Source organism: Noviherbaspirillum sp., assembly GCF_035254865.1.
Classification (GTDB): domain Bacteria; phylum Pseudomonadota; class Gammaproteobacteria; order Burkholderiales; family Burkholderiaceae_D; genus Noviherbaspirillum.
Genome location: NZ_DATFAF010000021.1, coordinates 58445 through 78583, shown reverse-complemented (window position 1 = coordinate 78583; position 20139 = coordinate 58445). Strand labels below are relative to the sequence as shown.

The following is a 20139-nucleotide window of genomic DNA, read 5'->3' as shown; positions in this document are numbered from 1 at the left end:
AGCGTCGTGAAAATCTGATCCGCCGCAATCGCGTCCTCGATCTGCACCTTCAGCAGACGGCGCACCGTCGGGTCCATCGTGGTTTCCCACAACTGCTCGGGATTCATTTCACCCAGACCTTTGTAGCGCTGCTTGGACACGCCGCGCTCGGCTTCGTCGCGCAGCCAGTCCATCGCTTCGTGGAAGTCCTTGATGGCGATTTCCTTGGCCTTGTCGCCCTGACCGCGGCGAACCATCGCGCCCGGGCCGATCAGGCCCTTGAAGGTGGCGGCGGCGGCTGACAGCACGACGTAATCCGGGCCGTGCACGAAGTCGGCGTCGATGGTGCTGATCTTCATGTTGCCGAAGTGGCGGCGCTCGATGCGCAGCATGTGCTTGTCGGACAGTTCGTCGGATTTGACGACGACGGCGACGCTCGGGTCGTTGATGGCTGCGGTCAGCGCCTGTGCGGAGGCTTCCGCGCTGGCGGCATCGTCGAGCTTGAGCGTGACGCCGGTCATGATGGCCGACAGCGCGGCTTCGTCGACCGCGCGCGACAGGCGCATGATGATGGCGTTGGCGGTGTTGTACTGGCGGACCAGTTCGGACAGCGCTTCGCCGACGATCGGCTGCGCGCCTTCGGTCGGGATGAGGGCGGCGTCGTGCAGTGCGATCTGCATCATGTACTGCGCTTCTTCGACATCGTCCTTCAGATAGCGCTCGTCCTTGCCGTGCTTGACCTTGTACAGCGGCGGCTGCGCGATGTAGACGTGGCCGCGTTCGACCAGCGCCGGCATCTGGCGATACAGCAGCGTCAGGAGCAGGGTGCGGATGTGCGCGCCGTCGACGTCGGCATCGGTCATGATGATGAGACGGTGGTAGCGCAGCTTGTCGATGTTGAATTCGTCCGGGCCGATCGAGGTGCCGAGCGTGGCGATCAGGGTGGTGATCTGTTCCGAGGACAGCATCTTCTCGAAGCGGGCCTTCTCGACGTTGAGCACCTTGCCGCGCAAGGGCAGGATCGCCTGGAACTTGCGGTCGCGGCCCTGCTTGGCGGAGCCGCCTGCGGAGTCACCCTCGACGATGTACAGTTCGCACAGCGCCGGGTCTTTTTCCTGGCAGTCGGCCAGCTTGGCGGACAAGCCGAGCCCGTCCATCACGCCCTTGCGGCGCGTGAGTTCGCGCGCCTTGCGGGCGGCTTCGCGCGCGCGCGCGGCTTCGACGATCTTGCCGCAGATAATCTTGGCGTCGTTCGGCTTTTCCATCAGGAAGTCGGTCAGCGTCTTGGCAACGATTTCCTCGACCGGGCCGCGCACTTCGGAGGAGACGAGCTTGTCCTTGGTCTGCGAGCTGAACTTCGGCTCGGGCACCTTGACCGACAACACGCAGGTCAGGCCTTCGCGCATATCGTCGCCGGCCACTTCGACTTTCGCCTTCTTCGCGAAATCGTTTTCTTCGATGTACTTGTTGATCACGCGCGTCATCGCGGCGCGCAGGCCGGTGAGGTGGGTGCCGCCGTCGCGCTGCGGGATGTTGTTGGTGAAGCAGAGTACCTGTTCGTTGTAGGCGTCGTTCCATTGCATGGAGACGTCCACCGTGATCATCGTGCCCTGGTCGGAGAGTTTCTCGCCGGTCGCCTGGAAGATGGTCGGGTGCAGCACGGACTTGCTCTTGTTGATGTATTCGACGAAACCGCGCGTGCCGCCTTCGAACGCGAAATCCTCTTCCTTGCCGGTGCGCTGGTCGGTGAGCTTGATGTGCACGCCGTTGTTGAGGAAGGAGAGTTCGCGGATGCGCTTGGCGAGGATGTCGTAGTGGAACTCGATGTGGCTGAAGATCTCTTCATCGGCCCAGAAATGCACTTCGGTGCCGCGCTTGTCGGTTTCGCCGATAACCTTGATCGGCGAGGTGGGAATGCCATCCACGGTTTCCAGCTCGCGGTTCTGCACGATGCCCTTGGCGAATTCCATGGTGTGCACCTTGCCGTCGCGCCGAATGGTCAGACGCAGCAGCTTGGACAGCGCGTTGACGCAGGATACGCCCACGCCGTGCAGGCCGCCCGAGACCTTGTACGAGTTCTGGTCGAACTTGCCGCCGGCGTGCAGTTCGGTCATGACGATTTCCGCGGCGCTGCGCTTGGGGTCGTGCTTGTCGTCCCACTTGATGCCGGTCGGGATGCCGCGGCCGTTATCGGTGATCGAGATCGAGTTGTCCGAGTGGATCGTGACGTGGATCTCGGTGCAGTGGCCGGCGAGCGATTCGTCGATCGAGTTGTCGAGCACTTCGAATACCAGGTGGTGCAAGCCCGTGCCGTCAGAGGTGTCGCCGATGTACATGCCAGGGCGCTTGCGGACGGCTTCCAGACCTTCGAGGATCTGGATCGAGGACGCGCCATACTGGCTGGCTTGCGGTTGCGGGGTGTTTTCTTGAGGAATCGCGGACATGGCTGCCTTCTGATGAATCGAGTTACGTCTAAAAGAACGGTTTGGCTGGGAGCTCCTTCCCCCTTGCAGGGGGAAGGTTGGGATGGGGGTAGAGTGATTGCGCAATCGCTTGCGATGTTTCGACCTCACTACCCCCACGCTAACCCTCTCCCTGCAAGGGGGAGGGAACCATCAGCCAAGAATTTTCAAACTTCCAAAAATGCAGCAAAGGGGCTCGCCATATTCACAGCGGCCCCCTTGCGAATTGCGTTATCAAACAAATCAAATACGCATCGGCATCACGACATACTTGAAGTCTGCGTTTTCCGGTACGGTGATCAGCGCCGATGAATTGGCGTCGCCAAGGGCGATGTTGATATTGTCGCCCTTGAGGTTGTTCAGCACATCCAGCAGGTAGGTGACATTAAAACCGATATCGATGCTGTCGCCACCGTAATCGATTTCGAGTTCTTCCACCGCTTCTTCCTGATCGGCGTTGGTCGAGCTGATCTTCAGACTGCCCGGGCTGATGATGCAGCGCACGCCTTTGAATTTGTCGCTGGTCATGATGGCCGCACGCTGCAGCGAGTGCAGCAGGGTCTGGCGGTCGATCGTGAAGTTGTTCTTGTAGCCCTTCGGGATCACGCGCGTGAAATCGGGGAACTTGCCTTCGACCAGCTTGGAAATCAGTTCGATGTCCGCGAAGCTCAGCTTCACCTGGTTGGTCGCGATCTCGAGGTCGACCGGGTTGTCCAGGTCTTCCAGCAGGCGCTGCAGTTCCAGGATGGTCTTGCGCGGAATGATGACTTCCTGGCGCTGGAAATTCTGATCGGTCTCGACCTGGCAGAACGCGAGGCGGTGGCCGTCGGTCGCGACGGCGATCACGTTCTTGCCGTCGACCACCAGCAGCATGCCGTTCAGGTAGTAGCGGATGTCCTGTTGCGCCATCGCGAAGTGGACCATGTTGAACAGGTGCTTCAGCGTCTTTTGCGGCAGTGTGACCTTCGCATTGAATTGCTCGGCCTGCGCGACGGTCGGAAATTCCTCGGCGGCCAGGGTCTGCAAGCCGAAGCGCGATTTGCCGGACTGGACCGTCATGCGCTTGTTGGCGAGCGACAGGGACACCTCGCCGTCGGGCAACGCGCGCAGGATGTCGAGCAGCTTGCGCGCCGCCACCGTGGTGGCAGCCACTTCGCCGCCGCTGCCGACATCGGCGTGCGTGGTGATCTGCACTTCAATGTCGGTGGACAGGAAAGACACTTTTTCGCCGTCCTTGCGAATGAGGATATTGGCCAGAATCGGCAACGTGTGCCGACGCTCGACAATACCACTCACGATCTGCAGCGGTCGGAGAAGCGTGTCTCGTTGGGTTTTGACCAATTGCATGCTTTTGTCCTTGTAGTAATTAGGTTGAGACAGTGCTTGAGTTCAGGCGAAACGGCAGGTCTGGAAAGAACCGACACTGACCAGGAAAACAAACGCGGAACAACCTCTATTTTGACAGAAAAGGGGGGCTTCCAAGAAATCAAAGTGTGGGGTTTTTGCCTTCTTGACAAGCCTTTTGTCCGGAGATCAGCTCCTTTCGCCTTGCAGGCGAAAGGATTGGTTTCCCTGCGGAAATGCCTTCTTATTAGGCATGCGGTCTTGTCGGGTTATCCACAAGCGCATGAGCAGCCGTGCTTAACCCTTGAGTGTCTGCTCCAGCACATGCAATTCGTGATTCACTTCCGGGTTCTTGGAGCGATCGGTGGCGATCTTGCGTACCGCATGCAAGACCGTGGTGTGATCACGTCCGCCGAACAATTCGCCGATTTCCGGCAGACTTTTCTGCGTCAATTCCTTGGCGAGATACATCGCGATCTGGCGCGGACGGGCAATATTGGCCGGGCGCTTTTTCGAGTACATGTCGGCAACCTTGATATTGAAAAAGTCGGCAACCGTCTTCTGGATGTTCTCCACCGATATCTGTCTATTTTGGACCGAAAGCAGATCTTTCAATGCTTCCTTGACAACATCGATCGTAATATCTTTGCCGTGGAAGCGAGAATACGCCAGGATCTTGCGCAGCGCACCTTCAAGTTCACGAACGTTCGATCGTAAATGCTTGGCAACAAAAAATGCCACGTCGTCGGACAGTACCGCGCCTTCCTGTGCCGCTTTTTTCAGCAGAATCGCAACCCGCATTTCCAGTTCCGGCGGTTCGACCGCGACCGTCAGGCCGGAGTCGAAACGGGAAATCAGGCGATCGTCCATGCCGGTGATTTCCTTCGGATAGGTGTCGCTGGTGATGATGATTTGTTTCTTTGCGGCAATCAAAGCCTCGAACGCATAGAAGAATTCTTCCTGCGTGCGGCTCTTGCCGGCAAAGAACTGAATATCGTCGATCAGCAACATATCGAGCGAATGGTAATAGCGCTTGAAGTCGTCGAAACCCTTACGTTGGTAAGCGGTCACTACGTCGCGAACATACTGTTCTGCGTGGATGTAGCGAATACGGACATTCGGATTATCGACCAGCAACTGGTTGCCGATGGCGTGGATCAGGTGCGTCTTGCCGAGCCCCACGCCGCCGTACAGGAACAGCGGGTTATAGGAAACGCCGGGATTGTTGGCGACCTGGATCGCGGCAGCGCGAGCCAATTGGTTGGCCTTGCCGGTCACGAAACTGTCGAAAGTGAGCGCGTCGTTGATCTTGCTCTGATCGCGCTTTTTTGTTTCCTCGATGGCAATGTCGACGCGCTCGATCGGATCGGGAAGATCCATCATGTCCGGACCACCCGCCATCGCCATGGCGGCCGCGGCAGGAACCGGCGCCGGCTTCCTGGCGACATTGAGACGAGGGTCGAGCACGAACAGCACCTCGACCGGCGCTTCCCAATACTGGGAGGCGAGCGTGGTGATGCGGTTGGCGAACTGGGTTTTCACCCAATCGAGCTTGAAGCGGTTCGGCGCGGCGATACGCAGGCGGCCGTCTTCAAAATCGAGTGGTGTCAATGGTTTAATCCATGCACTAAATTGTTGAGGCGTAAGCTCCTGCTCCAGCAGTGTGGAGCACGTCTGCCAAAAATTTTCCATGAATTTTTTCTAATGTCGGAGGGGGCGCGGAAAATGGCCAACTGCCTTGCGTCTGGCCTGGCGGCAATCTGCGCAGCCCGGGATTTATCGGACTATTCAGATGAGTGCAGGGACGTACGGCAAGGTCGGGCGGTCCACGCGGGAGGGCTATTCTATACCCGGCATGGGGAGTTATCCACAGGCTGCGTCATTTTTCCGACATAAAAAAGTCCTTGCAATTGTGGATAATATGGGCATGCCGAGGAGCCTGGTTTTGCTTATTACCAAGCGAAATGAAGCACTCCGCTGCGTCCGGCCGGAGCGCCGTTTTCGGATGCCGAAGACCCGGGTGGTGCGGTTCTTGCCGCTTTGCCACTGCCTAAGTGATTGACAGAAAAGTGGAAATTGAGGTTTAATTGCGGGTTCACTGCCTGTTGCGTCTTGTGTGTTTTGTACATATAGCACAAGACAAGAATGGGCTGCGTGATGATCCCACCCATTTTTGCTGACTAGCGAGACCAATAATGAAACGTACTTACCAACCTTCCGTCGTCCGCCGCAAGCGCACCCATGGCTTCCGCGTCCGCATGGCAACCCGCGGTGGCCGCGCTGTGCTCAATGCACGCCGCGCCAAAGGCCGCAAGCGCCTGGCTGTCTAAGCCAAGCACTGCACCGCACGCTGCTGGCGTGGGCGACGCTCGTTCCCAAGACTACGCACGCGATCGGCGAATCGTTAAAACGGATGAGTTTTCATCCGTTTTTCGTTTGCGGCCCGTCTATCGCACCGCGCATTTCGTACTCTATGCGCGCAGCAACCAATTGAATCAAGCCCGGCTGGGCATCGTTGCCGCCAAACGCTTTGCGCCGCGCGCGGTCACACGCAATACGATCAAGCGCATCGCGCGTGAATTGTTCCGCCAATCCGCCCTGCCGGCGATCGATTGCATCGTCCGCCTGTCTAAACCCGTGAATTCCAAGGCCGAGCCTGCAACGACCACCAAGCTCAAGTCCATGTTGCGTGGCGAGCTGGCGGCGCTGCTGGGTTCACAACGCGCCGCACCCACTTCGACGGAGGCCCGCTGATGAAAACGCTTTTGCTGCTACTATTGCGCGCGTACCAGCTGGGCATCAGCCCTTTTCTCGGCCGAAACTGCCGTTTTTATCCAAGCTGCTCGAACTACGCCCTGGAAGCCGTGCGCGAACATGGTGCGGCAAGAGGCAGCCTGCTGGCGGCAAGGCGCCTGTGCAAGTGTCATCCGTGGCATCCGGGCGGGCTGGATCCGGTACCGAAGAAAACCAGCGACAAACCGGCGGCAGACGCCTGCGCCTGCCATCACCACTGAATTCCTGATTACTGAATAAAACGCTTATGGATATCCAACGTACCGTCCTGTGGGTTGTCTTCTCGTTGTCTCTATTGCTGTTGTGGGACAACTGGATGCGCTACAACGGGAAGCAGTCGATGTTCTTCCCGACCGCGACGCAAACGGCCAAGCCGGCTGCCGGCAGCGCGCCGGCCAACAAGGCTGATGTGCCGCAGGCAAGCAGCACTGCCGCGGCACCTGCCGTGGTGCCGAGCGGCGCCGCGCAAGTGAAGAGCGAAACCGTCACCGTCACCACCGACGTGTTCAAGGCCGATATCGACACCCTGGGCGGCGAGATCAAGCGCCTGGAACTGTTGCAGCACAAGGATCCGGTCGACCCGACCAAGCACATGGTCCTGTTCGAGTCCGATCCCAATCACACCTACCTCGGTCAGACCGGGCTGATCGGCGGGCCCTATCCGAACCACAAGTCGCTCTTCGTCGCCAGGCCGGGCCCGCGCGCGCTCGACGGCAGCAACGAACTGCAGCTGGTGCTGGAATCCGAGCAGAACGGCGTCAAGCTGGTGAAGACCTTCACCTTCAAGCGCGGCGACTACGAGATCGGCATCAAGCATGAGGTGATCAATAACAGCGGCGCGCCGATCAATCCGTCGCTGTACGTGCAACTGGTCCGCGACGGCAACAAGCCGGAAGGCACGTCGAAGTTCTACAGTACCTTCACCGGTCCTGCCGTCTACACCGACGCGGATAAATTCCAGAAGATGACCTTCGAGGATATCGAAAAGGGCAAGGCCAAGCACGCGACCAAGGCCGACGACGGCTGGATCGCGCTGGTGCAGCACTATTTCGTATCGGCCTTCCTGCCGCCGCAAAAGCAGCCGCGCGAGATCTACACGAAGAAGGTTGACACCAATCTGTACGCGGTCGGCACCATCCTGCCCCTGGGCACCATCGCACCGGGCGCGAGCGCCACGCTGCAGACGCCGCTGTATTCCGGCCCGCAGGTATCGACCACGCTGGAAAAACTGGCGCCCGGCCTGGAACTGGTGAAAGACTATGGCTGGCTGACCATCGTCGCCAAGCCGATCTTCTGGCTCATGACCCAAATTCACAAGGTGCTGGGCAACTGGGGCTGGACCATCATCGTGCTGACCATCATGATCAAGCTGGCCTTCTTCCCGCTGTCGGCGGCGAGCTATCGCAGCATGGCGAAGATGAAGACGGTCACGCCGAAGATGCAGAACATCCGCGAGCGTTACAAGAGCGATCCGGCCAAGATGAACCAGGCCATGATGGAGCTGTACCGCACCGAGAAAATCAACCCGCTCGGCGGCTGCCTGCCGATCGTGGTGCAGATCCCGGTGTTCATCGCGCTGTACTGGGTGCTGCTGGCATCGGTGGAAATGCGCAATGCGCCGTGGCTGGGCTGGATCCACGACCTCGCCTCGCCCGATCCGTTCTACATCCTGCCGGTCGTGATGGCTGTCTCGATGTTCATCCAGACCAAGCTGAACCCGACGCCGCCGGATCCGGTGCAGGCCAAGGTCATGATGTTCATGCCGATCGTGTTTTCGGTGATGTTCTTCTTCTTCCCGGCCGGCCTCGTGCTGTACTGGGTCGTGAACAACGTCCTGTCGATCGCACAACAGTGGGTGATCACGAAGAAGATCGAAAGCGGCAAGCCGGCATAACAGCTGGTTTCTGCAGACGGGAAGCCCGTGCGATGCGCGGGCTTTTTGTTTTTTGTCCACGGAAAATACGGAAGACACGGAAAAAACCTCACCGGAAAGACCTTTGCCAATTCAAACCTCTGACAACGGGGCGATGCCATTGAGGGTGCTTCATAATTTCCGTGTTTTCCGTGGGCACCGCTTTTCTGTTGCCTGACGACATCTCCAACCCTACAATCATTTTCATGAACTACGATTCTTATCCGATTGCTGCCATCGCCACCGCGCCCGGACGCGGCGGCATCGGCGTGGTGCGCGTGTCCGGCAAAAACATTGGCCCGGTGCTGCAGGCGGTCTGCGGCACCACCGATTTGCAGCCGCGTTATGCGACCTACCTGCCGTTCAAGAATGAAGACGGCAGCACCATCGACCAGGGCATCGCGATCTACTTCAAGGCGCCGCATTCCTATACCGGCGAAGACGTGCTCGAATTGCAGGGTCATGGCGGGCCGGTGGTGATGCAGATGCTGCTGGCGCGCTGCCTGCAAGCCGGCCAGGAGATCGGCCTGCGCGTGGCGCAGCCGGGCGAATTCACGCAGCGCGCTTTCATGAACGACAAGCTGGATCTGGCGCAGGCGGAGGCGGTGGCCGACCTGATCGAGGCCACCACCGAAGCGGCGGCCAGGTCGGCATCGGCCTCGCTGACCGGCGCATTTTCCAAGACGATTCATGAACTGGTCGACAAGGTGATCCACCTGCGCATGCTGGTGGAAGCCACGCTCGACTTTCCGGAAGAAGAAATCGATTTCCTCGAAAAATCGGATGCGCGCGGCCAATTGGAACGCATCCGCGCCAAGCTCAACGAGGTGTTCGAGCAGGCAGCGCAAGGCGCCCTGCTGCGCGAAGGCTTGAACGTGGTGCTGGCGGGTCAGCCGAATGTGGGCAAGTCGTCCCTGCTGAATGCGCTGGCCGGCTCCGACGTCGCGATCGTGACGCCGATCGCGGGCACCACGCGCGACAAGGTGACCGAAACGATACAGATGGAAGGCATCCCGCTGCACATCATCGATACGGCCGGCATCCGCGATTCCGGCGATGAAGTGGAACGCATCGGCATCGAGCGCACCTGGAATGAAGTGCGCAAGGCCGACGTGATCGTGCATCTGCTGGACGCGAGCCGCGGACCGACGCGCGGCGACGAGGACATCATCGCGCGCTTTCCGCCCGAGGTGCCGGTGCTGCGCGTGTGGAACAAGATCGACTTGTCCGGCCACAAGCCGACGGTCGATCGCATGCCGGACGCAACGCACATCTATCTGTCGGCGACGGAGCGGCGCGGCATCGATCTGCTGCGCACCGAACTGCTGCGCGTGGCCGGCTGGCAGCAGACCGGCGAGTCACGCTTTCTCGCGCGCGAGCGTCATCTGCTGGCGCTGAAGGCGGCGCGCGAGCATCTCGATCTTGCCGCCGAACATGCATCGAAAGACAGCCAGGCGCTCGATCTTTTCGCGGAGGAATTACGCATCGCGCAGGAGCGTCTGAACAGCATCACCGGCGAATTCACGTCGGATGATTTGCTGGGCGCGATCTTCAGCCGCTTCTGCATCGGGAAATGAATTCCGCGCAGCGAGTGCATTGATTTTAGTCAAAGGAAGAATTTCCTTAAAGATCATGCACATAGAGAAGCTTATTCTACGTTATCCACAGAAATATCCACGCAAAATGTGGGCAAGTCATCGGACTCATCATCGACACGAGAACGTTCGCGTGCCGATGATGAAGCCGGTGCTCATCTGATATCGCGAACCGGCGTCAGGCTTCGACCCCGGCGAGCAGGCGATGCGCGAGCGCCTTGGCCTGCTCCAGCGCCTGCTCCGGACTGTCGGAGACGGCTTCGACGGTATGCTGCGTGTCGTCGCTGCCGGCGCCGCGCTCACGGCTGAGCATCACGACCCCGCGGAACTTGCCGTCGTCCTGTTCCTGAATATCGGCCTGCGCTATCCAATCCGCCTTGGTGTATTTGATGACTGTCATCACTGCCTCCTTCTCGCATGAGCATAGGACTGTGCAAGGCAGGAGATGTTCAGGCCGCGCGCGCTTTCCGGCGCAAGGCATGCCTTGATTTTGATCAGACCGAAAATTTCCTTGCGGATCATGGAGGTAGGCATGCTTGTCCCGGCTTATCCACAGAATTAGCCACAGGAAATGTGAGTAAGTGAAATAGCGCTGAAGGCCGCTATGTGAATTCGACCTGTTCGATGGTACGCAGCAGCGTGGTCGGATTGAAGGGTTTGACGATGTAGCCGGCGGCACCATGTTGTACCGCTTCCATGACCGATGCGCGGTCGCTGTTGCCAGTCACCATCAGCACCTCGGTGTCGGGCAATTGTTCGCGGATGCGCTTGAGCACGTCGAGGCCGCTGCAGTCCGGCATCGCGATATCGAGGCAAATCAGTTTCGGTCTGAGTTTTGCCGCCAGCTCCAGCCCGAACTGTCCGCTGCCCGCAACGCCGACCACATCGTATTTATGTTCCATCAGGATGTGGCGCAGCATCGCGCGGCTGACGTCGTTGTCGTCAATGACAAGGACCGACACCTGGGATGGCTTCATGTCATGCGACCGATTGCTGCGCGAATTCGACATGGTCGTCGCTGTACTGGCGCGCGATTTCAAGGAACTGGTGTTCGATCTCGATGAAGGCGTCGAACACATCCGGGTCGAAATGGCTGGCGCGCCCCTTGCGGATGATGGCCACCGATTCCTCGTGACTGAAGGGCGGCTTGTACACGCGGCGCGAAATCAGCGCGTCGTAGACATCGGCCAAGGCCATCAGGCGCGCGGCCACCGGAATCGCGTCGCCCTTCAGGCCCTGCGGGTAGCCGCTGCCGTCCCACTTCTCGTGATGCGAATAGGCGATGTCGCGCGCGAAGGCGAGAAAGCCGTTGCTGCCGCCGAGATGCTTTTCCACGGCGATGATGGCGTCGCGTCCGTACACGGCATGCAGCTTCATCGTCTCGAATTCATCCGGATCGAGCTTGCCCGGCTTGAGCAGGATGCGGTCGGGCACGCCGACCTTGCCGATATCGTGCAGCGGCGCCGACTTGAACAGCAGGTCGATGTTTTCCTCGGTCAGCACGGCTGAAAAACGCGGATGGTCGCGCAGCTTGCGCGCCAGCGCGGCGACATAGGCCTGCGTGCGGCGGATGTGATTGCCGGTCTCGTTGTCGCGCGTCTCCGCCAGCGAGGCCATCGCGAGAATGGTGGCTTCCTGCATCTGCATGACCTGGCGCGTGCGCTCGGCGACCAGGTGTTCGAGATGGGTGTTCTGGTCCTTGAGGAACTGGCGCGCCTTCTTCAGGCTGAGCTGCGTCGCGACGCGCGCCAGCACGATGGGCGGGCTGATCGGCTTGGGAATGTAGTCGACCGCGCCCAGGCTCAGGCCCATTTCCTCGTCTTCCTGCTGGGTCTTGGCGGTGAGGAACATGACCGGGATATCGGCGGTTTCCGGCGCGGCCTTCAGGCGGCGGCAGGTTTCATAACCGTCCAGCTCCGGCATCATCACGTCGAGCAGGATCAGGTCGGGGTAGGGAGGAGCGGCGGCGATCTGCAGTGCCTTGAGGCCGTTGGTGGCGATCTTCAGCTTGTACTTGTCCTTCAGCAGCGCCGACAGCAGCGAGATATTGTCCGGCGTGTCGTCCACGATCAGGATGGTTTGCTTGCGCAAGCTGTCGAACGGAATACCCATCTTGACGCTCCTCTGCTAATCGATTGTGTATCCGGTTTGCTGCACGCCCGCCTGCAAGGCCGCCAGCGCAGCGTCAAAGTCGTAGTGGCGGGTGGCCCGCTCGATGCGCCGCCAGCTGCCCTCATCCAGCGCCGCCGCCATCAGGTGCGAGGAGCGGGCCAGCAGGTCGCTTGCCTCGGCATCCGATTCCTTCAGCAGCTGCGCGAAGCGCGAGATCATGGCCTGCACCTCATCCCGGTCGACTGCGAAATTGCCGGCATCCGGCGCCGCGCTCGGAGAGGGCAGCACCTTGTCGATTTCCAGCAGCAGGGCGCGCATGGTGTGGTCGAGCTCGTCCAGCGAGGGCCGCAGCGCCTCGATGCCGGCGCCGCGGTGAATCTCCGCTTCCAGTTTGCCGCACTGCTGGCGCACGGTGGTCGCGCCGAGCAAGGCGGCCACGCCCTTCAACGTATGTGCGAGCCGTTCCGCCAGCGTGCGGTCGTGATCCAGCGCCTGGCGGATTCGTTCGGCGGTATCGCTCTGGTCTTCGCGGAAGCGCGCCAGCATCTGCAGATAGAAGGGGCGATTGCCGAGCGTGCGCGAGAGACCGTCCCTGACGTCGATACCCTCGATCACGAGCTCGGACTCGTCGTCAGGCCGGCTGTCATCCAGCGCAACGAGTTCCTCGTGCGCGACATGCTGCGGACACCAGCGCGCGATCGCCCGGTACAGCTCGGCCGGACTGATCGGCTTGGCGAGATGATCGTTCATGCCCGAGGCGAAGCAGCGCTCGCGCTCTTCCACCATCGCATGGGCGGTCATCGCGATGATCGGCAATACATCGAAACGCGGGTCGCCGCGAATGCAGCGCGTGGCTTCATGGCCGTCCATCTCCGGCATCTGCACGTCCATGAACACCAGGCCGTAGTAGTCGGGCCCGGCGGCATCGAGTTTTTCCAGTGCGATGCGGCCGTTGGCGGCGATGTCGATCCGGATGCCGACCGCATTCATCAGTTCGGCGGCGATCTGCTGGTTGATTTCATTGTCCTCGACCAGCAGGATGTTGAGATCGCGGAAGCGCGGCGCGTGTTCGTTGGCGCCGGACATCTCGCTGCGCGCTTGCGGCGCGAACAGTTCGACCAGGGTATCGACCAGCGTCGACACATTGACCGGCTTGACCAGGAAGCTGTCGGCCTGCGCGTGTTCGATGCGGTAGCGCGCTTCCTCGCGGCCGTGCGAGCTGAGCAGCACCATGCGCGGCGGCGCGGTCAGCGTGTCGTCGCCTTTCACCGCGCCGATCAGGTCGATGCCGTCCATGCCGGGCATGTACAGGTCGGCAAACACCACGCTGTAGGGTTGCGTGCCGTCGGCCGCATGGATCATGTCGAGCGCCTGGCCGGCGCTGGCGGCCAGCTCGATCTGCACCGGCAATATCGCCAGGCTGTCGGCGAGCACCTGGCGCGCGACGGGATTGTCGTCGACCACCAGCACGCGCATGCCGTCGATGACGGCGGGTACCGCGCGACGCCGTTCCAGCGATTCGGCCAGGCCGAACCAGGCGGTGAAGCGGGCGGTGGTGCCGACGCCTGCTTCGCTCTCCAGCCAGATGGTGCCGCCCATCAGTTCCACCAGCCGCTTGGCGATCGACAGGCCGAGGCCGGTGCCGCCATACTTGCGGGTGGTCGATTCGTCGGCCTGGCTGAAGGCGCGGAACAGCTTGGCGATCTGCTCCTGCGACATGCCGATGCCGGTGTCGCGTACCAGGAATTGCAACTGGATCTTGTCGGCGCTGGCATCGAGCCGGCGGCAGGAGACGAATACCTCGCCGCGTTCGGTGAACTTGATGGCGTTGTTGATCAGGTTGATCAGGATCTGCCCCAGGCGCAGCGGGTCGCCCACCAGTCCGCGCGGCACGTCGAGCGGAAACTGGAACACATATTCGAGCCGCTTCTCGTGGGCCTTGGCGCCGGTCACGGTGGCAACGTTGTTGAGCACATCGTCCAGGTTGAAACTGACGCGCTCCATGTCGAGCTTGCCGGCTTCGATCTTAGAGAAGTCGAGAATGTCGTTGATGATGCCGAGCAGCGAAATGCCGGCGCTGCGGATCTTCTCCACATAGTCGCGCTGCTTGGGATCGAGTTCGGTGCGCAGCGCCAGATGCGTCATGCCGATGATGGCGTTCATCGGCGTGCGGATCTCATGGCTCATGTTGGCCAGGAACATCGACTTGGCGCGCGTGGTTTCCTCGGCGTGGCGGCGCGCCAGTTCGGCTTCCTTCAGTTCGGCCTGGATGCGCAGGCGCTCCAGGCGGATGCGCTCGGCCATGCTTTGCTTGAGGCTGTCTTCCAGCGCCTTGCGCTCGGTGATGTCGGTCATGAAGGACAGCGTCGCGGGCTTGCCTTCCCATTCGATCATCACCGCGGACAACTGCACCCAGGCGATCGCGCCGGTCTGGTTGTTGACGACGCGGAACTGGTAGTACTGCTCGACCTGCTCGCCGCGCAGGCGGCGCATGTGGTGATCGATCACCAGCGGCCGGTCGTCGGGATGGATGGCGGAGACGAAGGGCAGCGCAAACAGTTCTTCCCGCTCATAGCCGGTGAGCTGGAACAGGCGCGGATTGCCGAACACGATGTGGCCGTCCTGCACAACGAGAATGCATTCGGTGACGTTGTTGACCACCTGGCGGTAATGCTCTTCGGACTTGTTCAAGTCTTCTTCGAGCTGGCGGCGCTTGGTGATGTCCATCGCCACCCAAACCGTGCCGCGCGAGAGGTCCTTGGGATTGACGGCGCGTCCCGACAGGTAGGCCCAGAACAGGCTGCCGTCGGCGCGCCGCATCTGCAATTCGGTCTCGAACGCCGCACCCTTGCTGACCGCCTCGGCCACGGCGGCGCCGGTCTTCAGGTATTCCTCGCGCGACGGATAGAAGGGTTCAAGCGACATGCCGAAGGGATCGCCGCGCTCGACGCGGAAGATCTCGAACATCGCGCTGTTGGCCCAGTTCACGCGGCCGGCGGGATTGAGGAAGATCATGCCGACGATGGAGTTTTCGAGAATGGTCTCGCGCTCGTCCAGCGTCTGCTTGAGCCGGTCTTCCAGCGCCTTGCGCTCGGTGATGTCGGTGATGAAGGTCAGCGCGGCCGGCCGGCCTTCCCAAGTGATGGTGACGACCGCGACCTGCATCCAGGTGTCCTCGCCGGTACGCCGGTTTCGCATGCGGAATACCGCGTTCTGCTCGACTTCCTCGCCGCGCATGCGACGTGCGTAGCGCTCGGCGATCCTGGGGCGGTCCTCGGGATGAATGCCGTCGGCGAATGGCTGGCCGATCAGTTCCTCGCGCGACGCGCCGACCAGTTCCGCGATGCGCGCATTGGCGAAAGCGGTCACGCCGTCCTGCAGCACCAGGATGCCTTCGGTCGCATTGTCGACCACTTGCCGGTGATGCTCCTCGGAGACGATGAGCGCTTCCTGCTGGCGGCGGCGTTCGCTCTGGTCGGACAGGAAAGCGAGAATGGCGGGCTGTCCCTCCCAGTCGATGCGCACGCCGCTCGACTCGATCCACACCGTCTGGCCATCCTTGCGCAGCAGGCGGAACTGCGAATAGCGCGCGCTGGTCGGTGTGCCTGCCATGCGGTTGTCGTAACCATTGACCACTTGCGACAAATCGTCCGGATGGACCAGCGCGGCGAAGGGAAGGCGTGACAATTCGTCAAGCGTGTAGCCGGACAGCTCGATGGTGCGCGGATTGCCATAGACCACCCGGCCTTCCTGCGCCACCACGATGCCCTCGCTGACGTTTTCGACGACGTCGCGGTACAGATCCTTGGAGCGGCGCAGCGCGGTTTCCTGCGCGGCCTTGCGCTGATCGATGTCGGTGAAGGTGACCACCACGCGATGCGCACCGCTGTGGAGCGTCAGGCATTTGAAGCTGACCAGCGCGGTCAGCAGCGATCCGTCCTTGCGGCGGATGCGCCATTCGTCCGAAAGCTTGGGTGATTCCTTGAACAAGCCTGCCAGGAAACGCTCGCCATAGGCGGCGACTTCCGGCGGCGCCGCCTTGATCCAGGAATGGCCGAGGATCTCGTCCTCGCCATAGCCGAGCATGGCGCAGAAGGCATGATTGACACGCAGGAAGCGGCCGTCTTCGTCGAGAAAACAGATGCCCGTCCCGGTCGCATCGAATGCCGCGCTCAGTAGTTCATAGTCGTCGCGCGCCGGTGATGTTGTTGTATTTGTCATCGTGCCGCCCGCTTGTGATGTCTTGCCGCCCCCTCAGCGATGCCGTCGGAAAGCGAAAAGGGGTAGCCCCGCAGCTCGCTTTCCTGTCGGCAACAAGTGCAAGATAGCAGATTCGTGCCGGACTGGCACGTCAGGCAGCGATTATTGTGTCGTAAACGACCACGAACGCGTGAGTCCCACCCCGTTGACGCTGCCGGCAAACTGCACGTCGTAGACCGTGCCCGACTTGAGCGCACTGAGCGGAATGATGGCGACCGCCGATTCCGGGGTTTGCGGGTCGCTGTCATGCTTGAGCAACTGTACCGGCATCGCGCCTTCGCCATGCGGCTGGATGGTGAAGTTTTGCACGGTCAAGGTGGTGCCGAGGAAGGCGTGGACGCTGACCGGGTAGCCGACTTCATTCCTGTTCGGTACCGGATCGGGAACTTCATTGTCGCTGAAGAAATTGTGCGGGACGCGCTGCTGGCCGGGATAGGGGTAGACGAACACCTTGCCCAGGTCTTGCGCCGGCGTGTCCAGGCCGATCGCGGCAAAGTCGGTGGTGAAATAGGTCAGTCCGCCGGACACCGTGGCGGCGCCGGAACCGCCTTCCTTGAATATCGGCTCGAGAATGACGAAGCGGTGGTAGATGGCCGCGATCAGATCTTCCGCCGCATTGAAACCGGAACGGTCGGATGTGGCGGAAATGACCTCGCCGTAGGCATAGCCGCCGGACGGGATCGCGTAGCCCGCCGCCAGCAGCCGGTCGCCGGTCGTCCTGCCGGTAAACCCGGGCTTACCAACGGTCTGCTCGTGCGTGATGACGTCATTGAGACGCTGGTAGTCGGAATGGCCCTGCGCCGCGAGGTCGAGCCTGCTGTTGCGCGTCACTGCGGCCACCCCCGCTTGCTGGCGCCGGAAGTTCATCCAGTTGAAGCCGTCGGTCGCGGTAATGCCGGTCGCCTTCGGCGCGCCGGGGTCGAGCGAAGCGACCGCCTGGGCAGGACTGGAGGTGGTGGTACCGGACCCGCCATTGCCGCCCCCGCCACAGGCGGCAAGAAGCAGCAGCGCCAGCATTGGCAGGAATGTGGGCAGAACAGAGCGTGGAGACGGTCCCATTCTTTTTCCTTCGATTGGGGATGAAAGTGGCATGCGCAAACGTAGCGGCAAAAGCTTCATTTGATACCGACTTTTACCTTCGGTTGCAAAGTTGCCGCAAAAAACCGGTTGATCGAAAACAAACATTTGACATTGCGTTCACGCGCAAGATTCACGCTTTCCGAAAAGTGAAAGCATTTTGACAGCTTGCCTCGCGTATCCTTGTTGAAGGAGACGCAGGCAGGGATGCATGCGCATGCCGGCCGCCCGATGCGGCGCCGCGCAGGACAATATTTACAAGACTACAATAATGCGATGCACCAGATGCTTCCCGCTGAAGCGATGAACACCCTCCTTATGCCATTGCCGCCCCGCTCTGCCTCTCAGGCCTTGCTGCTTACCCTGCTCATCGGATTCATCTCAGCCATGCTTTGCCAGTGGATCAACACGCCGCTCCCCTGGATGATCGGTCCCCTGTTCAGCACGGCGGCCGCGCGCATGGCCGGCGCCGAGCTGCGCTGCCCGGTACAGGTGCGCGAAGCCGGCCAGTGGGCGATCGGCACGGCACTCGGCCTGTACTTCACGCCGCCGGTGCTGCGCGTGCTGGTGTCGTACAGCGGGTTCATCCTCGCCGGCGTGCTGTTCGCGCTGCTGCTCGGACTTGTATGTGGCTGGATACTGCACAAATTATCCGGCACCGACCGCACCACCGCCTTCTTCGCCATGGCCGTCGGCGGCGCATCGGAGATGGCGACGCAGGGTGAACGGCATGGCGCCATGGTCGACCGGGTCGCGGCCGCGCACAGCCTGCGCATCATGATGGTGGTCGGCATCATTCCGTTCCTGTTCAAGTTCTCCGGCGTTCAAGGCGAAGATATTTATGTACCCGGCGCTCGCGTGGTGAACTACGGCGGATTGATGCTGCTGGTGCTGCTGACAGCGGCCTGCGCGCTGCTGCTCAAGCGCAGGAAATTGCCGAACGCCTGGGTGATCGGTCCGCTGCTGGTGACGATTGCGCTCACCTCCTCCAGCCTGAATCTGTCGGCGCTGCCGGAGTGGGTAGTACATTTCGGCCAGCTCTTCATCGGTATTTCGCTCGGCACGCGCTTCACGCCGGAATTCCTGCACACCGCACCGCGCTATCTCGCCAGCGTGGCCATCTGCGGCCTGCTGGCGATGGCGATCGCGGCAAGTTTTGCCTTCGGCCTGGCAGCCGTCAGCGGCATGCATCCGGCCACGGCAGTGCTGGCGACCTCGCCGGGCGGCATCGCGGAAATGAGCCTGACCGCCAAGACGCTGCAGCTGGGCGTGCCCATCGTGACCGCCTTCCATGTCACGCGCATGGCGGCGCTGGTGCTGACGATCGGGCCGCTGTATCGCCTCGCGCAGCGAGTGAAAACGAATCGGCGTTCATGACAGGAAAGGCGTATTCTTGCGTTGATGATTTCCTGGCATGCGGATAGCGTTTGTTGAACACGAGATTTCCAGATCCTGGACAAGCTCGCCATTTCTCACAAGGAGGTAGATACCATGGTTTTGAAGAAGAACATCATTGCCCTCACGCTCGCCGCGACATGCGCCGCGCTCTCGCTTTCCGCCGCGGCGCAGGTGCCCGCGGGCTATCCGGCCGACTACGCGAAGATCGTCGACGGCGCCAAGAAGGAAGGCAAGCTGGTGGTCTATTCGACGACTGACACCAAGGCCGCCGAGTCGCTGGTGAAGGACTTCAATGCCCTGTATCCCGGCATCAAGGTCGAATACAACGACATGAACTCGACCGAGGTGTACAACCGCTTCATTTCGGAAGCGGCGGCCGGCGGCAACACTGCCGACGTGCTGTGGTCCTCGTCGATGGACTTGCAGATCAAGCTGGTGGCGGACGGCTACGCCATGCAGTACAAGTCGCCGGAACTGGCGGCCATCCCGAACTGGGCCGTGATGAACGACACCGCCTACGGCACCACCTTCGAGCCTGCCGTCTTCGTCTACAACAAGCGGCTGGTGCCGGCCAATGAAGTGCCGGCCACGCATACCGATTTCGCCAAGCTGCTGACCACCAAGACCGACAAGTACAAGGACAAGGTCACGACCTACGACATCGAGAAGTCGGGTGTCGGCTTCATGTTCGTGACACAGGATTCGCATGTGAATGAAAACGCGTTCTGGGACCTGGTGAAGGCCTTCGGCGCGACCGGCCTGCGGGTGCAGTCGTCGACCGGCACCATGCTGGAACGCATCTCCTCGGGCGAGAACCTGATCGGCTACAACATCATCGGCTCGTATGCGCTGGTGCGCGCGAAGAAGGACCCGAACATCGGCGTCGTGATTCCGAAGGATTACACGCTGGTGCTGTCGCGCGTGCAGTTCATCAACAAGACCGCGAAGAATCCGAACGCAGCCAAGCTGTGGGTCGACTACCTGCTGTCCAAGCGCGGCCAGAACGTGGTTGCCAACGAGGCGAAACTGTTTGCGATCCGCAGCGACGTCACGGGTGAAGCCACTTCAGCCGAGTTGAGCAAGGAAATCGGCAATGGCCTGAAGCCGGTGCCGGTCAATACATCGCTGCTGCAATACCTGGATCAGACCAAGCGGCTCGCTTTCCTGAAGAAGTGGAAAGAGACGATGGCGAAGAAATAAGCTTGCC

15 protein-coding genes are annotated in these 20139 nt (G+C 61.0%); 7 read left to right on the top strand and 8 right to left on the bottom strand.

The window, feature by feature from the left end; genetic code table 11:
* The 3 genes from gyrB to dnaA all read right to left on the bottom strand — a co-directional run.
* Positions 1-2423: DNA topoisomerase (ATP-hydrolyzing) subunit B (gene gyrB / locus VJ651_RS05935; protein ID WP_324106547.1), on the bottom strand; the 2423-nt coding region annotated here is incomplete at its 3' end.
* A gap of 261 nt (positions 2424-2684) precedes the next feature.
* A complete protein-coding gene (dnaN, locus tag VJ651_RS05930; RefSeq protein WP_324106546.1) occupies positions 2685-3788 on the bottom strand; it encodes a DNA polymerase III subunit beta in 1104 nt (367 codons plus the stop codon).
* A gap of 294 nt (positions 3789-4082) precedes the next feature.
* Positions 4083-5477: a chromosomal replication initiator protein DnaA gene (gene dnaA, locus VJ651_RS05925; protein ID WP_292933139.1), complete on the bottom strand. Its 1395-nt coding sequence runs from the start codon at positions 5475-5477 to the stop codon at positions 4083-4085.
* Positions 5478-5980: 503 nt separating this feature from the next.
* Here dnaA and rpmH point away from each other — a divergent pair.
* The 5 genes from rpmH (at position 5981) to mnmE (ending at position 10067) form a co-directional block, all read left to right on the top strand.
* The gene (rpmH, locus tag VJ651_RS05920) at positions 5981-6115 is read left to right on the top strand and encodes a 50S ribosomal protein L34 (protein ID WP_040041456.1); all 135 of its coding nucleotides are present in this window, start codon (positions 5981-5983) and stop codon (positions 6113-6115) included.
* A gap of 28 nt (positions 6116-6143) precedes the next feature.
* Entirely contained in the window at positions 6144-6539 is a 396-nt protein-coding gene (gene rnpA, locus VJ651_RS05915; protein WP_324106545.1) for a ribonuclease P protein component, read from the top strand.
* Complete coding sequence (gene yidD, locus VJ651_RS05910) at positions 6539-6799, top strand: membrane protein insertion efficiency factor YidD (RefSeq protein WP_324106544.1); 261 nt, start codon at positions 6539-6541, stop codon at positions 6797-6799. The genes rnpA and yidD overlap by 1 nt, the downstream gene beginning before the upstream one ends.
* A gap of 26 nt (positions 6800-6825) precedes the next feature.
* Positions 6826-8472 (top strand): membrane protein insertase YidC, encoded by a 1647-nt coding sequence (gene yidC / locus VJ651_RS05905; RefSeq protein ID WP_324106543.1) that lies wholly within the window; start codon positions 6826-6828, stop codon positions 8470-8472.
* 224 nt (positions 8473-8696) lie between these two features.
* Positions 8697-10067, top strand: a complete 1371-nt coding sequence (gene mnmE / locus VJ651_RS05900; RefSeq protein ID WP_324106542.1) for a tRNA uridine-5-carboxymethylaminomethyl(34) synthesis GTPase MnmE — start codon at positions 8697-8699, stop codon at positions 10065-10067.
* Between the two features lie 196 nt (positions 10068-10263).
* Here mnmE and VJ651_RS05895 read toward each other — a convergent pair whose 3' ends face one another.
* The 5 genes from VJ651_RS05895 to VJ651_RS05875 form a co-directional block, all read right to left on the bottom strand.
* Positions 10264-10485, bottom strand: coding sequence for a hypothetical protein (locus tag VJ651_RS05895; protein ID WP_136420106.1), 222 nt, complete (start codon positions 10483-10485; stop codon positions 10264-10266).
* A gap of 202 nt (positions 10486-10687) precedes the next feature.
* Entirely contained in the window at positions 10688-11062 is a 375-nt protein-coding gene (locus tag VJ651_RS05890; RefSeq protein ID WP_324106541.1) for a response regulator, read from the bottom strand.
* 1 nt (position 11063) lies between these two features.
* Positions 11064-12197 carry a two-component system response regulator gene (locus tag VJ651_RS05885; protein WP_324106540.1) on the bottom strand — a complete coding sequence of 378 codons (1134 nt, stop codon included), beginning with the start codon at positions 12195-12197 and terminating at the stop codon, positions 11064-11066.
* 15 nt (positions 12198-12212) lie between these two features.
* Positions 12213-16418, bottom strand: coding sequence for a PAS domain S-box protein (locus tag VJ651_RS05880; protein ID WP_324106539.1), 4206 nt, complete (start codon positions 16416-16418; stop codon positions 12213-12215).
* Positions 16419-16559: 141 nt separating this feature from the next.
* Entirely contained in the window at positions 16560-17516 is a 957-nt protein-coding gene (locus VJ651_RS05875; protein WP_324106538.1) for a CAP domain-containing protein, read from the bottom strand.
* A 321-nt stretch (positions 17517-17837) separates the two neighbouring features.
* On the opposite strand from VJ651_RS05875, the gene VJ651_RS05870 reads away from it, so the two are divergent.
* Entirely contained in the window at positions 17838-18911 is a 1074-nt protein-coding gene (locus VJ651_RS05870) for an AbrB family transcriptional regulator (RefSeq protein WP_324106537.1), read from the top strand.
* Positions 18912-19025: 114 nt separating this feature from the next.
* A complete protein-coding gene (locus tag VJ651_RS05865; protein WP_324106536.1) occupies positions 19026-20132 on the top strand; it encodes an ABC transporter substrate-binding protein in 1107 nt (368 codons plus the stop codon).
* Positions 20133-20139: the final 7 nt, after the last annotated feature.

Excerpts from the sequence above, each read along its gene's own strand:
- dnaN (WP_324106546.1), bottom strand. The coding sequence starts at position 3,788 with ATGCAATTGGTCAAAACCCAACGAGACACGCTTCTCCGACCGCTGCAG.
- dnaA (WP_292933139.1), bottom strand. The coding sequence starts at position 5,477 with ATGGAAAATTTTTGGCAGACGTGCTCCACACTGCTGGAGCAGGAGCTT.
- rpmH (WP_040041456.1), top strand. The coding sequence starts at position 5,981 with ATGAAACGTACTTACCAACCTTCCGTCGTCCGCCGCAAGCGCACCCAT.
- yidD (WP_324106544.1), top strand. The coding sequence starts at position 6,539 with ATGAAAACGCTTTTGCTGCTACTATTGCGCGCGTACCAGCTGGGCATC.
- yidC (WP_324106543.1), top strand. The coding sequence starts at position 6,826 with ATGGATATCCAACGTACCGTCCTGTGGGTTGTCTTCTCGTTGTCTCTA.
- mnmE (WP_324106542.1), top strand. The coding sequence starts at position 8,697 with ATGAACTACGATTCTTATCCGATTGCTGCCATCGCCACCGCGCCCGGA.
- VJ651_RS05895 (WP_136420106.1), bottom strand. The coding sequence starts at position 10,485 with ATGACAGTCATCAAATACACCAAGGCGGATTGGATAGCGCAGGCCGAT.
- VJ651_RS05890 (WP_324106541.1), bottom strand. The coding sequence starts at position 11,062 with ATGAAGCCATCCCAGGTGTCGGTCCTTGTCATTGACGACAACGACGTC.
- VJ651_RS05885 (WP_324106540.1), bottom strand. The coding sequence starts at position 12,197 with ATGGGTATTCCGTTCGACAGCTTGCGCAAGCAAACCATCCTGATCGTG.
- VJ651_RS05880 (WP_324106539.1), bottom strand. The coding sequence starts at position 16,418 with ATGACAAATACAACAACATCACCGGCGCGCGACGACTATGAACTACTG.
- VJ651_RS05875 (WP_324106538.1), bottom strand. The coding sequence starts at position 17,516 with ATGGGACCGTCTCCACGCTCTGTTCTGCCCACATTCCTGCCAATGCTG.
- VJ651_RS05870 (WP_324106537.1), top strand. The coding sequence starts at position 17,838 with ATGAACACCCTCCTTATGCCATTGCCGCCCCGCTCTGCCTCTCAGGCC.
- VJ651_RS05865 (WP_324106536.1), top strand. The coding sequence starts at position 19,026 with ATGGTTTTGAAGAAGAACATCATTGCCCTCACGCTCGCCGCGACATGC.